The 14,129-nt window shown below is 75.0% G+C and carries 9 protein-coding genes; 2 read left to right on the top strand and 7 right to left on the bottom strand.

The window, feature by feature from the left end:
* Positions 1-24 precede the first annotated feature (24 nt).
* On the bottom strand, positions 25-1,701 hold the full coding sequence (locus KLI87_RS32475; RefSeq protein ID WP_250904493.1) for a (2,3-dihydroxybenzoyl)adenylate synthase: 1,677 nt from the start codon (positions 1,699-1,701) through the stop codon (positions 25-27).
* Positions 1,698-6,848, bottom strand: a complete 5,151-nt coding sequence (locus tag KLI87_RS32470; protein ID WP_214620108.1) for a type I polyketide synthase — start codon at positions 6,846-6,848, stop codon at positions 1,698-1,700. The genes KLI87_RS32475 and KLI87_RS32470 overlap by 4 nt, the downstream gene beginning before the upstream one ends.
* A 141-nt stretch (positions 6,849-6,989) precedes the next feature.
* Here KLI87_RS32470 and KLI87_RS32465 point away from each other — a divergent pair, with 141 nt between their 5' ends.
* The gene (locus KLI87_RS32465; protein WP_214620107.1) at positions 6,990-8,540 is read left to right on the top strand and encodes an FAD-dependent monooxygenase; all 1,551 of its coding nucleotides are present in this window, start codon (positions 6,990-6,992) and stop codon (positions 8,538-8,540) included.
* A 49-nt stretch (positions 8,541-8,589) separates the two neighbouring features.
* Here the strand turns inward: KLI87_RS32465 and KLI87_RS32460 are convergent, their stop codons facing one another.
* Both KLI87_RS32460 and KLI87_RS32455 read right to left on the bottom strand, forming a co-directional pair.
* A complete protein-coding gene (locus KLI87_RS32460; protein ID WP_214620106.1) occupies positions 8,590-9,552 on the bottom strand; it encodes a quinone oxidoreductase in 963 nt (320 codons plus the stop codon).
* A 3-nt stretch (positions 9,553-9,555) separates the two neighbouring features.
* Positions 9,556-9,822 (bottom strand): MoaD/ThiS family protein, encoded by a 267-nt coding sequence (locus tag KLI87_RS32455; RefSeq protein WP_156220124.1) that lies wholly within the window; start codon positions 9,820-9,822, stop codon positions 9,556-9,558.
* Positions 9,823-10,702: 880 nt separating this feature from the next.
* On the opposite strand from KLI87_RS32455, the gene KLI87_RS32450 reads away from it, so the two are divergent.
* Entirely contained in the window at positions 10,703-11,638 is a 936-nt protein-coding gene (locus KLI87_RS32450) for an AraC family transcriptional regulator (protein ID WP_308166361.1), read from the top strand.
* 134 nt (positions 11,639-11,772) lie between these two features.
* Here KLI87_RS32450 and KLI87_RS32445 read toward each other — a convergent pair whose 3' ends face one another.
* The 3 genes from KLI87_RS32445 to KLI87_RS32435 are packed head-to-tail and all read right to left on the bottom strand — an operon-like array spanning position 11,773 to position 14,128.
* Positions 11,773-13,152, bottom strand: a complete 1,380-nt coding sequence (locus KLI87_RS32445; RefSeq protein WP_214620105.1) for a cytochrome P450 — start codon at positions 13,150-13,152, stop codon at positions 11,773-11,775.
* Positions 13,149-13,679, bottom strand: coding sequence for a flavin reductase family protein (locus KLI87_RS32440; protein ID WP_156220125.1), 531 nt, complete (start codon positions 13,677-13,679; stop codon positions 13,149-13,151). The genes KLI87_RS32445 and KLI87_RS32440 overlap by 4 nt, the downstream gene beginning before the upstream one ends.
* Complete coding sequence (locus KLI87_RS32435; protein ID WP_156220126.1) at positions 13,676-14,128, bottom strand: thioesterase family protein; 453 nt, start codon at positions 14,126-14,128, stop codon at positions 13,676-13,678. Before KLI87_RS32435 ends, KLI87_RS32440 begins: the two co-directional genes overlap by 4 nt.
* Between the last annotated feature and the right edge of the window lies 1 nt (position 14,129).

The following is a 14,129-nucleotide window of genomic DNA, read 5'->3' as shown; positions in this document are numbered from 1 at the left end:
GGCGGCTGAGGTGTTCCCGGCCGGCTAGGCGGCGGTTCCGCGGTCGCCGGTCTGGAGGAGGTCGCGCAGCGCGTTCTTGTCGGGCTTGCCCAGCGGGGTGTGGGGGAGGTCGGCGAGGACCTCCAGCCGCTCGGGGAGCTTGAACGCGGCGATGCCCCGGACGGTCAGCGCCGCGCGGACGCCGTCGAGCGTCAGCCGCCGGCCGGGGTGGAGCCGGACGACCAGGCACACCCGCTCGCCGAGGGCGGGGTCGGCGAGCCCGAGCACGGCGGCCTCGGCCACGGCGGGAAGCTCCTGGACGAGCACCTCGACCTCGCCCGGCGCGACCTTCTCGCCTCCCCGGTTGATGAGGTCCTTGACCCGGCCGCGGACGACGACCATGCCCTCGGGGGTGATCTCGACGAGGTCGCCGGTGCGGTACCAGCCGTCGCGGGTGAACGAGGCGGCGTTCTGCTCCGGCGCGCCGAAGTAGCCGCGCGGCGTGTAGGGGCCGCGGGTCAGCAGCTCGCCGATGCCGCCCGGCGGGACGGGCGCCCCGTCGCGGTCCACGATGAGCAGCTCGTCGTAGGGGCTGATCGGCGCGCCCTGCGCGGAGTGCGCGACCTCGTCGGGGGCGTCGACCGGCATGCAGCAGATGAGGCCCTCCGCCATCCCGTACATCTGCTGGAGGCGGCAGCCGAGCGCGGGCCCGATGCGGGCGGCGACCTCGGGCGACAGCATCGACCCGCCCACCTGGACGAAGCGGAGGCTGGACAGGTCGCGCCCGCAGCCCTCGGCCTCCTCCATCCAGCGCAGCGCGATCGCGGGCGTGGCCGAGGTGACCGTCACCCCCTCCGCCTCGATCGCGGCGAACACCGGCGCGGGACGCGGCGAGGGCAGCAGCACCACCCGTCCGCCCGCGATCAGCGTGCCGAGGATGCCGGGGTTGGCCAGCGGGAAGTTGTGCCCGGCGGGCAGGACGGCGAGGTACACGCTGTCCGGCCCGACGCGGCAGATCTCGGTGATGCGGCGGATGTTGTACTCGTAGTCGTCGTGCGTGCGGCTGATGAGCTTGGGCATCCCGGTCGTCCCGCCGGACAGCAGGAACAGCGCGGGGTCCGACGGGGACGGGGCGTTCGCGTCCAGCCGGGCGCGCCGCTCCGCCTCCCCGCCGCGCCCCTCCCACAGGTCCGCGAGGGCGACGCTCCCGCGCGCCGACGGTTCGCCCGACACCAGCACCAGCGGGCGCGCGTCCAGCCGGTCCGCGACGCGGTCCGCGACACGGTGCGCGAGGGCCTCGTGGTCGTACCCCCGCCAGTCGGCGGGGACGAACAGCGCCCGCGCCCCGACGTGCTCGGCGATCGAGGTCAGCTCGTACTCGCGGTGCGGCAGCAGCATCATGACCGGCGCGGCCCCGAGCCGCAGGCACGCCATCGTGACGACGACGAACTCCCACGAGTTGGGGAGCTGCACGAGCACGCGGTCGCCGCGCGCGAGGCCGCGTTCGGCGAGGCGCTCGGCGAGCAGGTCCGCGCGCTCGGCGAGGGCCCGGTAGGTCAGCCGGGTCCCGCCGTCCACGACGGCGGTGCGGTCGGGCCCGCGGTCGGCGGACTCCCACAGGTAGGCGCCGAGGGGGCGGCCCCGCCAGCACCCCGCCTCCCGGTAGAAGGCGGCCCTGTCGTCGGGCCAGCGGACCATGCGGTGGTGTGTCGGGGCACTCATCCGGGCACTCCGTCCGGGTCGGGGGTGAGGAGCTCGGCCAGCAGCCCGGCGACGGCCTCGACCGTGGGACGGTCCCAGAACAGCGTCGCCGGGAGCTGGAGGCGGAACCGCCGTTCGAGCCCGCGTCTGATGCGTACGGTCATGACCGAGTCGACGCCCATCTCCGCGACCGGGCGGGCGGCCTCGACCTCGTCCGGCGACAGCCGGGTCTCCGCCGACACCTGGTCCCTGACCTCCGTCAGCAGGAAGTCGCGGAGGCTCTCGGGATCGAGGCCCTGCCAGGGGGCGTCCGCCGTGTCCCGCTGGGACTCGGGAGGCGCGTCGGCGAGGTCGCTGAGAAGGGGCGGCCTGCGGTCGCCGGGGCCGGGCGGGATCGTGCGGAGCACGGCGGCGTAGGGCAGCGCGTGCCGGTCGGCGAGCCACCACGCGCTGAACGCCTCGGTGGCGCTGATGTCGGAGGTGCCCCGCGCCGCGAGTTCGGCGTCGATGACGGCCGAGGACGTGGACATGCCGAGCCCCCGCCAGGACGTCCAGCCGAAGCTGGTCGTCGCGGTGTCGCCGGCGGCGCGGCGGTGCGCGGCGAGCGCGTCGAGGAAGGCGTTGCCCGCCGCGTAGCTCGCCTGCCCCGGCAGGCCGAGGAGCTGCCCGCAGGAGGAGAAGAGCACGAAGAAGTCCAGCGTCCCCGGCGGGAACATCTCGTGCAGGACGAGCGCGCCGTTCACCTTGGGCCGCATGACGGTGCGCAGCGACTCCTCGTCGAGCGTGCGGAGCGTGTGGTCGTCCAGGACCCCGGCGGCGTGCACGACGCCCCGGATCGGCGGCAGCCCGAGCGCGGCGAGCGAGAGCAGCTTGCGCGCGGCCTCGGCGTCGGCGATGTCGAGCGCGACGGTCGTGACCGTGACGCCGAGCCGCTCCAGCGAGCGGATCTCCTCCACCCGCGCGGCCTCCGCCGGGTCGGTCAGGTCGTCCCAGGTGTCGCGGGGCGGCAGCGAGCGCCGGCCGACCAGGACGAGGCGCCGCCCGCCCCGGTCGGCCAGCCAGCGCGCGACCTCCAGGCCGAGCGTGCCGAGCCCGCCGGTGATCAGGTAGGTGCCGTCGGGGCTGCAACTCAGCGGCTCGCGGACCGGCTCGCCCTCCAGCGGGCGCAGCCGCGCGACCGACGCCTCGCCGTCGCGGACGACGACCACGTCGTCCTCCAGCGCCGACCCGACGATCTCGACCAGGCTCGGCGCGTCCTTGGGCGAGGAGCCGACGTCGACGACCCCGCCCCAGAACTCGGGGTGCTCGCCGCCGATGATCCGGCCGAGCCCCCACAGCGCGCTGTGCGCGAGCGAGCCCTCCTCGGCGCACTCCCGCACGCCCTGGGTCGCGCACCACAGCCGGGCGGGCGCGGCGAGCCCGGAGTCGGCGAGGCGCCGCGCGGTCCGGGCGAGCAGCCAGGCGGCGTCCACGGCCGCCTCGCCGGTGTCGACGGACGGGCCGAGCGGCGGGACGACCACGATCGTGTGCCCCCCGGCCAGCTCGGACTCCGCCAGGTCCTCGGGCGCCGCCGCGACCCGGAACGGGACGTCGGCCGCGCCGAGCCGCTCGGTGAGCCGGCCGAGCAGCGCGGTGTCGGGCCCGACGAGCACCACCGAGGTCCGGGTGGCGGCGGGGATCTCGGGCAGCGGGCGCCAGACCAGCTCGTGCACCAGCCGGCGCGGGCTGGTCAGCACGGCCGTGTCGCCCTCCAGCACCCCGTAGCGGAGCCGGTCGAGCCTGCCGACCACCGCGCCGCCGGTGTCGCGGATCTCCACGTCGACCGTGTCCTCGCCGACCACCCGCACGAGGACCAGCGCCCGCGCGGGGCTCGGGCCGTCGAGCGCGACGCGGTGGACGTGCGCGGGCATCCGCAGGACGGGGTCCCCGGCGAAGGCGACCGACGCCGCCGACAGCGCCGCGTCCAGCAGCGGCGCCCAGGTGTGCGGCGGCTCCGCGCCGTCGCCGACCTGGACGTCCACGGCCAGCGCGCCCCCGCCGGCCCGCACCCGCGGCAGCTCCCACGCGAAGCCCATCGCGGCGACGCCCAGCGTCGCGAGCCGGTCGACCACGTACCCGGGCGGCAGGTCGGTGCCGGTCTCGGGGAGCGGCCCGCCCGGCGGAAGGGGCTCGGTGCGGACCTCGCGGGTGCCCGTCGTGTGGGTGACCCAGGCCCGGTCGTCGGGGGTGCTGTCGGCGATCCGCGACGACAGGCGGAGCATCGCGTCCTGGAGGACGATCTGCACCTCGCGCGGACGGGTGACCGTCACGGGGACGTGCAGGCCGACGCCGGTGAGGTCGGGCCGCTCGCCCCCGGACGAGGCGGCGGTGAGGAAGGTGTTGAGCAGCACGGCGGCGGGCACGATCTCGACCTCGCGGACGGGGTGGTGGCCCGGGTAGGGGCGCGTCTCGCGGTCGAGCGAGGTCAGCCAGACCGTGGCGGGGGTGGAGCCGTTCACGCTCGTCCGCCCGCCGAGCAGGGTGTGGCCGCGGGGGTCGTGCCGCTCCAGCACCTGCGGCCGGGCGGCCGACTCCTCGATCCAGTGCGGGCGGTGCCGCCACGGTGCCGGGGGGAGGTCGGCGGGGCCGCCCTCGGGCCACAGCGCCGACCAGTCCACCGGAGCGCCGTGGCAGTGCAGGACGGCGAGGTTCTCCAGCAGCGTCCGCCGCTCGGGGCGGTTGCGCCGCATCGAGTGCGCCACGCAGCTGTCGGCGGAGCCGCCCAGGTCGTCGAGGGTCTCGATGATCGAGTGCTCCACGACGGGGTGCGGGGAGACCTCCAGGAACATCCGGTACCCGTCCTCGCGCGCGGCGGTCACCGCGTGCATGAACCGGACCGTGCGCCGCAGGTTGGCGGCCCAGTAGGCGCCGTCGCGCGCCGCGCCGTCGCGCGGGTCCTCCAGCGCCGTCGTGTAGAGGGGCACCTCGGGCGGGCGCGGCGCCAGGTCGGCGGCCGCCGCCTCCAGCCCGTCCAGCAGGGGGTCCATGGCCGGGCTGTGGAAGGCGACGTCGGAGTCGACCCTCCGCACGGCGACGCCCTCGGCCTTCAGCCGCCCGCCGAACGCCTCCACCGCCGCCGGGTCGCCCGACACCACGGTCGACCTCGTCGCCGCGGCGACCGCGACCGCGACGCCGGTCCGGTCGCCGAGCATCTCCGCGACCGCCTCGGGCGGCATCGCGACCATCAGCATCGCGCCCTGCCCGACCACCCGCCGCAGCAGCAGCGACCGGCGGCAGACCAGCCGTGCGCCCTGCTCGACGGTGAGCACCCCGGCGGCGACGGCGGCGGCGATCTCGCCCACCGAGTGCCCGATCACCGCGTCCGGCCGCACCCCGGCGGCCCGCCACGACGCCGACAGCGCGACCTGCGCCGCGTAGATCATCGGCTGCGCGACGTCCACCGGGAGCGGGGCGTCCCGCCGGATGACCTCGATGGGGGAGAAGCCGATCTCCTCCCGGAACACGGGGTCGATCTCCCGCATGACGGCGGCGAACTCCAGGTCCTCCGCGAGGGACTCCTTGGCCATGCCCCGCCACTGCGTGCCGTGCCCGGAGAACACCCACACCAGCCCCGCGCCGGGCGCGAGCGCCTCGGTCGCCGCGACCCCGCGCAGCGCGGCCGCGAGTTCGGCCCGGTCGGAGGCGACCGCGGCGGCCCGGTGGGCGAGGTGGGTGCGGCCGAGCGCGAGCGTGTGGCCGATGTCGCGGAGCGGGACGTCCGGCGCGTTCTCGACGTGGTCGGCGAGCGCGGCCGCCCGCTCGGCCAGCGCCTCGGGCGACGCGGCCGACAGGGGGAACACGCGCGCGGTGCCGTCGTCGCCCGCGCCGCCGGGCGCGTCGGCCTCCTCCAGGATGACGTGCGCGATCGTGCCGCCGTACCCGTAGCCGGAGACGCCCGCGCGCCTCGGCCCGTCCCCGGACGGCCAGGGCGACGCCTCGGCGACGACCCGCAGCCCGGAGGTCTCCCACGGGATCGCCGGATTGGGCTCGGTGAACCCGGGATTGGGCGGGATCTCGCCGTGCCGCAGCGCGAGGACGGCTTTGATCAGCCCCGCCATGCCCGCGCCCGCCTCCAGGTGGCCGACGTTCGGCTTGACCGACCCGATGAGCAGCGGGTCCTCGGCGGGCCTGGCCGCGCCGAGCACCTCGGTGAGCGCCGCCGCCTCCAGCGGGTCGCCGACCCGCGTGCCGGTGCCGTGGGTCTCGACGAAGCCGACCGAGGCCGGGTCGATGCCCGCGCCCTCGTACGTCCGGCGCAGCAGGTGGGCCTGCGCGTCGGCGTTGGGCGCCATGATCCCGCTGGTCCTGCCGTCCTGGTGGACGGCGCTGCCGCGGATGACCGCGAGGACCCGGTCGCCGTCGCGGCGCGCGTCGCTCAGCAGCTTCAGGACGACGACGCCGCCGCCCTCGCCCCGGCCGTAGCCGTCCGCGTCGGCCTGGAAGGACTTGCTGCGGCCGTCCGGCGCGATCGCGCCCGCCGCGTCCAGCACCATCGACAGGCCCGGCGCCGCGACGACCAGCACGCCGCCCGCGAGCGCGACCGGGCACTCGCCCGCGCGCAGCGCCTGCGCCGCCAGGTGCACCGCGACCAGCGAGGACGAGCAGGCCGTGTCGATCGCCATGCTCGACCCCCGCAGGTCGAGGACGTGCGAGACGCGGTTCGCCACCGCGCAGTACGCGCCGCCGATGCCCGACCACGCCTCGATCCTCGGCAGGTCCTCCAGCAGCCGGCGGCCGTAGTCGTCGGAGCCGACGCCCATGAACACCCCGGCGTCGGTCCCGGCCAGCGAGTGCGGCGGGATGCCCGCGTGCTCCAGCGCCTCCCACGACAGCTCCAGGATGATCCGCTGCTGCGGGTCCATCAGCGCGGCCTCGCGCGGGGTGATGCCGAAGAAGTCGGCGTCGAAGCCCTCGACGTCGTCCAGGAACGACCCCGTGCGGGGCGCGTCGCGGACGGCGGAGGCGTGGTCGGGGCCGCGCTCGGCGTACCAGTCCCAGCGTCCTTCGGGGAGTTCGCCGGCGGTGGTCCGGCCCTCGCGCAGGAGCGTCCAGAACCCGTCCGGCGAGTTCACCCCTCCGGCGAAGCGGCAGGCCATCCCGACGATGGCGACGGGTTCGGGCGAGTGCATCGCGCCCACCTTTCCTTCACAGCGGACCCGGGATGGTCCCCATCGTCGGTTCGCCGCCCGGCCCCCGGCACCTTGAGAAGTGCGGAGCCCCGGCGGTACCGGGCGCCGCGTCCGGCACCGATCATGGGAGCGGGAGGCGCCATGGACGTGAGGCACGTGGTGATCGTCGGAGCCGGGCCCGCGGGGCTGTTCGCGGCGCGCATGGTGCGGCTGCTGCTGCCGGCCGCGGCGGTCGAGGTGTTCGAGCGCGCGGGCCCGGACGAGGTGTCGGGGTTCGGCGTGACGCTGTCCGCGCGGACGCTCGGCGGGATCGCCGAGGCCGACCCGGACACGCATCGGCGGATCGCGGCGGCGAGCCTGCCCCTGTCGGGGATCGAGATCGCGCTGCCCTCCGCCACGCTCCGCTACGACGGGTTCGAGGTCGCGAGCATCTCCCGGAGCACGCTGCTGGCGATCCTGCGCGAGCAGGCCGAGGCGGTCGGCGCGCGCGTCCGGTACCGCGCGGCCGTCCCGCCCGGGGCGGTGCCCGCGGCGGACGTCGCCGTGTTCGCCGACGGCGCCGCGTCCGCGCACCGCGGCGCCCGCGCCGCCGGGTTCGGCACGACGGCGCGGGCCGGGGCGGCGCGGTTCGTGTGGCTCGGGACGCCCGCCGACCTCGGCGGCCGGACGTCGTTCGCGTTCGTCCGCACCCCGCACGGGCCGATGGCGGCGCACTGCTACCCGCACGCCGACGCGGGCGGGACGGTCGTGGTCGAGACCGACGAGGCGACCTGGCGCGCCGCGGGCCTCGCGGGCGCCGAGACGGTCGGCGCGACGGGCGCCGAGACGGTCGGCGAGGCCGCGCTCGCCCGGCTCGGCGACGTCTTCGCCGACCACCTCGGCGGCGCGGGCCTGGTCGGCGCCCGCAGCCGGTGGGGGCGCTTCACGGTCGTGGCGAACCGGAGCTGGTCGGCGGGGAACGCGGTGCTGCTCGGCGACGCCGCGCACACCGCGCACTTCACCGTCGGGTCGGGCACGAAGCTGGCGCTGGAGGACGCGATGGCGCTGGCGACGGCGCTCGCCGCCCACCCGGACCGCGCCGAGGCGTTCCGCGCCTACGAGGAGGCCCGGCGCGGGCCGGTCACCCGGACCCAGCGGCTCGCCGCCCCGAGCATGCGCTGGTGGGAGAGCTACGGCCGGCGCCTGCACCTGCCGCCGGAGGAGTTCGGCCTGCACTTCCTGACCCGCACCCCCGCGATGACCTACGCCGCGCTCCGCCGCCGGTGCCCGGAGCGCCTCGCGGAGGCCGCGGTCCTGTTCGGCGGCCGCGCCGACCGCCACGCGGCCGAGGCACCGTTCGAGCACGGCTCGATCCGGTTGCCGCACCGCGTCGTCTCCGAGGCGGTGCCGCGCCTCGTGGAGGTCCCCTGCCCCGCGGACCCGGACTGGAGCGAACTCGACCCCCCGCTGCCCAAGGTGGAGGACGGGTGCGCCGTCCTGGTCCGGGCGGAAGAGGGGCGGGAATGGGAGCGGTGGCACGAGACCGTCCGGTACGCGGGGGCGGTCCGGGCCGGGACCGGCCGCCCGGTCGCGGTGCGGGTGCCCGCGGACTGGAGGGACGGCCCCGGCCTGGACGCCGACGGCGACTCCTGGCAGGCCCGCGTCCACCTGGCGCTGCTGTCGGGGCGGATCGACCTGGTCGCCGCCCGCTGAACCCCCCCGGCCTCGACGGCCGGGGGGCGGAGGATCAGCGGGGCGAGGGTCAGCCGGCGGGGCGGATCAGCACCTTGCCCGCCGCCTCGCGCGACTCGATCGCGCGGTGCGCGGCGGGCGCCTCGGCCAGCGGATGCGCGGCATGGACGCGCGGCCGCAGCTCCCCCACCATCCCGAGCACGGCCGCGGCGCGCCGCCGCGTCAGCTCGGGCGTGGGGTCGTAGCGTCCGAGCGACGGCTTGGTGAGGAACAGCGTGCCGCCCAGCGCGTTGAGGTCGACGGCGCCGACCGGGCCGCCGGTCTGGCCGTAGGAGACGAACGTCCCGCGCGGACGCAGGCAGGTCAGCCCCTCCGCGAAGGTGTCCCGGCCCACCGCGTCGTAGACGACGTCGACGCCGCGCCCGCCGGTCAGCTCCAGGACGCGGTCGGCGAAGTGCCCGCCGGAGTAGTCGACCACCTCGTCGGCGCCCGACTCCCGTGCGGCCTTCGCCTTGGCGGGGGTGGAGGCCGTGCCGATCACCCTCGCGCCCCGCAGCGACGCGAGGCGGCACAGCAGCCCGCCGACCCCGCCGCCCGCCGCGTGCACGAGGCAGGTGTCCCCGCCGCCCAGGGGCACCACGTCGGTGGCGAGCATGTGCGCGGTCATCCCGTGCACGAGCACGGCGGCGGCGTCCTCGTCGGAGACGCCGTCCGGAACCGGGACGAGGTGGTCGGCGGCGACGACGCAGTGCGTGGCGTAGGAGGCCGACGGCCCCATCCACGCGACCCGGTCGCCCGGACGGACGCCCTCGACGCCGTCGCCGGTGCGCAGCACCTCGCCCGCGCCCTCCATCCCGGGCGTGAACGGGAGCGCCACACGGTAGGCGCCCGACCGCTGGAAGAGGTCCACCACGTTGACCCCGGCGACCGCCACCCGCACCAGCACCTCGCCGCCGGCGGGTTCGGGCTCGGCGGCCTCGACGACGCGCATGACGTCGGGCGGCCCCTGCCGGCCCAGGACGACGCGCCGCACCGCTCAGCCCCCCGCCATCGGCGCGAGGATCGTGACCGTGCTCCCGGCCTCCACCACGGTGGCGTCCCTGCGCCGCCGGGGGATCATCTCGTCGTCCACGCACAGGTTGACGTAGCCGAGCGGCTCGCCGTCCGGGCCGAACAGGCGTCCGCCGATCCACGGGTGGTCGTCGGCGAACCGCCGGATGACCTCCGGCAGCGGGCCCTCGGTGCCCTCGAAGGCGGTGTCGCCGTCCGGGCTCCACACCGAGGGAACCATGATCTTGATCATCAATGCCTCACTTCGACGGGCGGATGCGGGGGTCGCGCCGCAGGCGCGCGGTCGCCCCCGTTCATCGTCGGTCCGGCCCGTGGCCGCCTTCATCCTCCAGAGTGCGCGGGGCCCCCGTGCGGGCCCGACCTGGCCGTCGTCCGGTCGCCGCCCGGGGCCGCACCCGGGCGCACCCGAGAATCGGGCCGCCCGGTAACGGGAATCGGTCCGTCCGTGAGAGCCCGGCGGATGCGATCGGGAACAGTGCGTGAAAGCCGCATAACCGCATAGCCGCATGCCACCGTCAAGTCTCGGTTATGGGACTGTGACCTCGGCGATAGAAGCGTTTTGTTTTGTTGTGAATTGCTCAGATCCATGGTTGCGGAAGCGCCGATGTATGGATGTATCTTGTGGGAGAAAACGGGGCAGGCGGACATGTCTGCGCCCGTCAGGGCCTGGACGGGGCCTTGCGAGGAAGCATTACAACGTAATATTACGATGTGATGTTACGAATGGTGAGGTGGCGATTGCAGATGTCATGTCCGCGCGAATGAATGCCACTTCTCCCGAAGATCTGGTGCGTAAGCACGGGGGGATTTGAACCATGTGTGGTCTGTGTTGCACGCCGCGCGAGGACGCGGTCGCGGCGGCCGGCGGGCGCCCCGGGAGGGGCGCCCCGCGGCGGACGCGGCCCACACGCTCCCTGCCAGGAGGGGTCCGTGCGCCACGGGCCCCGGCGCTCCCACCCAGAGGTCGTGCCGCCTGATCGCTCCCTGACGCCGTCGGCCGGTGCCCGCCGACCGGCCGGCCCCTCGCCGGGGCCCGGCCGAGCGCGGGCCGACGCGCGTTCGTTTCCCGGCGGACAGCCGCCCTGGGCATTGACCCATTTTGTTTCAGGAAGATGTGGAGTGGCCTGTCAAGGAGGGGAAAGAAGTTGGACGACACGCTGGAAGACATGAGGGATCCCTACCGGGCCCGAGGGGCCGGGGATCCCGCCAACGCCGCCATGGAGCAGGCCGTCGTGCGAGTGATCGAGACGATGCGGGAGAATCTGGGGGAGCGCATCACCGTCGATGACATGGCACGTGCGGCGATGTTCAGCAAATTCCACTTCTCCCGAATCTTTCAGCGGATTACCGGGGTATCACCGGGAAGATTTCTTTCCGCCATGCGCCTACAGGAGGCGAAACGGCTGCTGTTGACCACTTCTCTCACCATCACGGAGATCACCTATCTGGTCGGTTACTCCAGCGTCGGCACGTTCAGCACCCGGTTCAAGGAGGCGGTCGGGCTGCCCCCGACCGACTACCGCCGGCTCGGCGGTTTCACCGACACGATCTCCCGGGACTGCCGCCGCCGGGGCCTCGGGGTCGCCACGACCACCGTCAGCGGGCAGGTCAGGCCGCCCGACACCGGGGCCGTCGGACCGGTCTTCGTCGGCCTGTTCCCCGACTGGATCCCGCAGGGCTCACCGGTGAGCTGCACGGTCCTGCGGCGCCCCGGGCCCTACCAGCTCGACAAGGTCCCCCCGGGCACCTGGCACGTGCTCGCCCACGCGATGCCGCCCGGCCTGGAGCGTTACCAGCATCCCGGCGACGAACCCCTGATCGTCGGGGCGAACGGCCCCATCACGATCCGGTCGGGGGCCGGGCAGCGCCGCGCCGACCTCTGCCTGCGTCCGATGCGGGTGCTCGACCCGCCGGTCCTGCTGGCGCTGTTCGAGGTGCGCATGGAGGCGCTGGGCGGCGCGCCGCAGCAGGACCGCGCGCGGGCGTCGGCGGACCGTGCCGCCGCGCGGCGCGCGGAGACCGGGCAGGTGGAGCAGGCGAGAGCCTGAGACGGATGAGGGCCGGGCCGCGTGAGCGGCCCGGCCCTTCTTGTTCCGTACCTGCTTGTTCTGTACGTGCGTGCTTGTTCTGTACGTGTGTGGCCCTTCGACCAGGTTCGGCCACACCCGTGGCGGAAGGTCTGCTATACCGGGTGGACCGTCATCGGCAGGCCGCCGCGGACGCGCAGCGACAGCATCGGCTCGGGCACGACCTGCCGCCCCGGGGTGAGGCGGAGCCGCAGGTCGCGGCAGGCGAGGGCGAGCGCGAACGTGGCCTCCATCAGCCCCAGGTGGTTGCCGACGCAGAACCGGGGCCCCGCGCCGAACGGGATGTAGGCGTAGCGGGGCCGCTCGGTGGTCGCCTCGGGCTCGAACCGCTCGGGCCGGAAGGCGTCCGGCGCGTCCCAGAAGGCGGGGTTGCGGTGCAGGGTGTAGGGGCAGATCAGGACGTCGGAGCCGGCCGGGACGTGGTAGCCGCCGACCTCGTCGTCGCGCTGCGCCTGCCGCGTCAGGATCCAGACCGGCGGGTAGAGGCGCATGACCTCCTGGATCACCATGTCGGTGTAGGTGAGCCGCCGGAGGTCCTCCAACTGCGGCGGCCGGTCGCCGAGCACCTCGACGGCCTCGGCGTGCAGCCGCTCCCACACCTGCGGGTGCCGGTCGAGGAGGTAGAACGCCCAGCTCAGGGTGGACGCGGTCGTCTCGTGCCCGGCCAGCAGCAGGGTGATCAGCTCGTCGTCCATCCGCTGCCGCCGGACGCGCCCGTCGCTCTCCTGGAGCGTCGAGCCCATCAGCCGGGACACGACGTCGTCGCCGCCCTGCGCGCGGTCGAGCATCACCAGGTCGTCGGCGACGTGGTGCAGGTAGCGGCGCGCCCACCGGAAGCGGAGCTGCTTGGGCAGCGGCACCCAGGTCGGGACCATGTTGAGCGTGACCATCTCGAACATCGCCTGGTCCTGGACGGCCTCGAACGCCCCGCCGGCCGAGCCGAAGCCGCCGAGGTCGGCGTCCAGCAGCGTCCGGCCGAGCACGCCGAGGGTCAGCGCCGTCATCTCGTGCACGACGTCGACCGGCGCGCCGCCGGCCTGGTCGCGGAGCCGGTCGACGAGCCGCCCCGCCTCCTCGGCGACCACCCCGGCCTGCCGCGCGATCCGCTTGTGCTGGAAGACCGGCTGGATCGCGTCGCGCTGCTTGCGCCACAGCTCGCCCTCGCTGGTCAGCAGCCCGTCGCCGAGGGCGCGCTTGGCCTGGATGAGGCCGATGCCCTTGTGGTAGTTGGCGCTGTTGTCGGCGAGGACGTGCTTGGCGTGGTCGGGGTGGTTGAAGATGTAGAGGGTCTTCGGGCCGATGCGGACCCGCGCCGCGTCCCCGTACTCCTCGGCGGCCTGCGACATCAGGCCGAGCCGGTCGCGGATCAGCTTGGCGAACAGCACCGGCGTCCGGCTGCGCGGCGGCCCCGGCGGGACGCGCCGCCCGTGCGCGGGCGCTCCCCGCGGGTTGGTTCGGCGACCGAGCACGCTCACGTCCGCACCTCACTGATCAGGGGGGCCATCCGGCGGAGCTTCCCGCCGTGGAACAGCAGCGCGTCGGCGCCCGCGCCGCGCCGCAGCGCGGTGACCCGTCCGACGAAGATCGTGTGGTCGCCGCCGTCGTAGCCGCGCCACAGCTCGCACTCCAGGCTCGCGAGCGCGCCGCTGATCAGCGGGACGCCGGTGAGCGGCCCCGGCCACCAGTCCACGGACTCGAACTGCGAGGCGCCGAGGCCGCGGCGCCGGGTGGCGAAGTGGCGGGCGACGCCCTCCTGGTCGCCGGCCAGCACCGAGACCCCGAAGTGCTCGGCGGCGCCGAGGACCCCGTGCATGACGGCGGTCCGGTCGACGCAGACCAGGACGAGCGGCGGGTCGAGCGAGACCGAGGAGAAGGAGTTGGCGGTCATCCCGTGCGGCATCGCGCCGCCGACGGTCACGATGGTGACGCCGGTCGCGAACGTCCCGAACGCCTCCCGCAGCGCCTTCGCCTCGGTCCCCGCTCCGTCCGGTGCGGCGGTCATGCGACCCTCCCCACCTCTGCGGTCCCGAGCGAGTACGGCTCCAGGGCCCTGAGCAGCGCCTCCGGGACGCGGGACGGCTCGGTGCGGGTGTTCGGGCCGCGCATGCACGCCACCCGCTGCCGCCCCCGCGCCACCAGCGACTCGCCGTGCGGGTCGAGCCGGTAGTAGTCGAAACCGAATTCCAGTTGCGTCTGCGCGAGTTCGATCAGCCGCATCCGGATCGACAATTCGTCGAACGCGGTCAGCTCGGCGAAGAACTCGCAGTCGACCTTCAGCGTGAACAGCTTCAGGTCGTCCTGGAGGTCGGCCAGGACATCCGGCGCCTTGCTCTTGAGGAACAGCTCCCTGCACCGGCCCTGCCAGGACAGGTAGTTGACGTAATAGACGTTGCCGACGAGGTTGGTCTCCTCGAAACCGACCGTGTGCAGGTACTCGTAGTAGTTCGACAAT

The organism is Actinomadura sp. NEAU-AAG7 (assembly GCF_018603865.1).
Classification (GTDB): domain Bacteria; phylum Actinomycetota; class Actinomycetes; order Streptosporangiales; family Streptosporangiaceae; genus Spirillospora; species Spirillospora litoris.
This window is presented reverse-complemented; position numbering and strand designations above follow the sequence as displayed.

What these genes read in the sequence shown, in the direction of transcription:
- KLI87_RS32450 (WP_308166361.1), top strand. Translation starts at nt 10,703, where the DNA reads ATGTGGAGTGGCCTGTCAAGGAGGGGAAAGAAGTTGGACGACACGCTG.
- KLI87_RS32470 (WP_214620108.1), bottom strand. Translation starts at nt 6,848, where the DNA reads ATGCACTCGCCCGAACCCGTCGCCATCGTCGGGATGGCCTGCCGCTTC.
- KLI87_RS32455 (WP_156220124.1), bottom strand. Translation starts at nt 9,822, where the DNA reads ATGATCAAGATCATGGTTCCCTCGGTGTGGAGCCCGGACGGCGACACC.
- KLI87_RS32465 (WP_214620107.1), top strand. Translation starts at nt 6,990, where the DNA reads ATGGACGTGAGGCACGTGGTGATCGTCGGAGCCGGGCCCGCGGGGCTG.
- KLI87_RS32440 (WP_156220125.1), bottom strand. Translation starts at nt 13,679, where the DNA reads ATGACCGCCGCACCGGACGGAGCGGGGACCGAGGCGAAGGCGCTGCGG.
- KLI87_RS32475 (WP_250904493.1), bottom strand. Translation starts at nt 1,701, where the DNA reads ATGAGTGCCCCGACACACCACCGCATGGTCCGCTGGCCCGACGACAGG.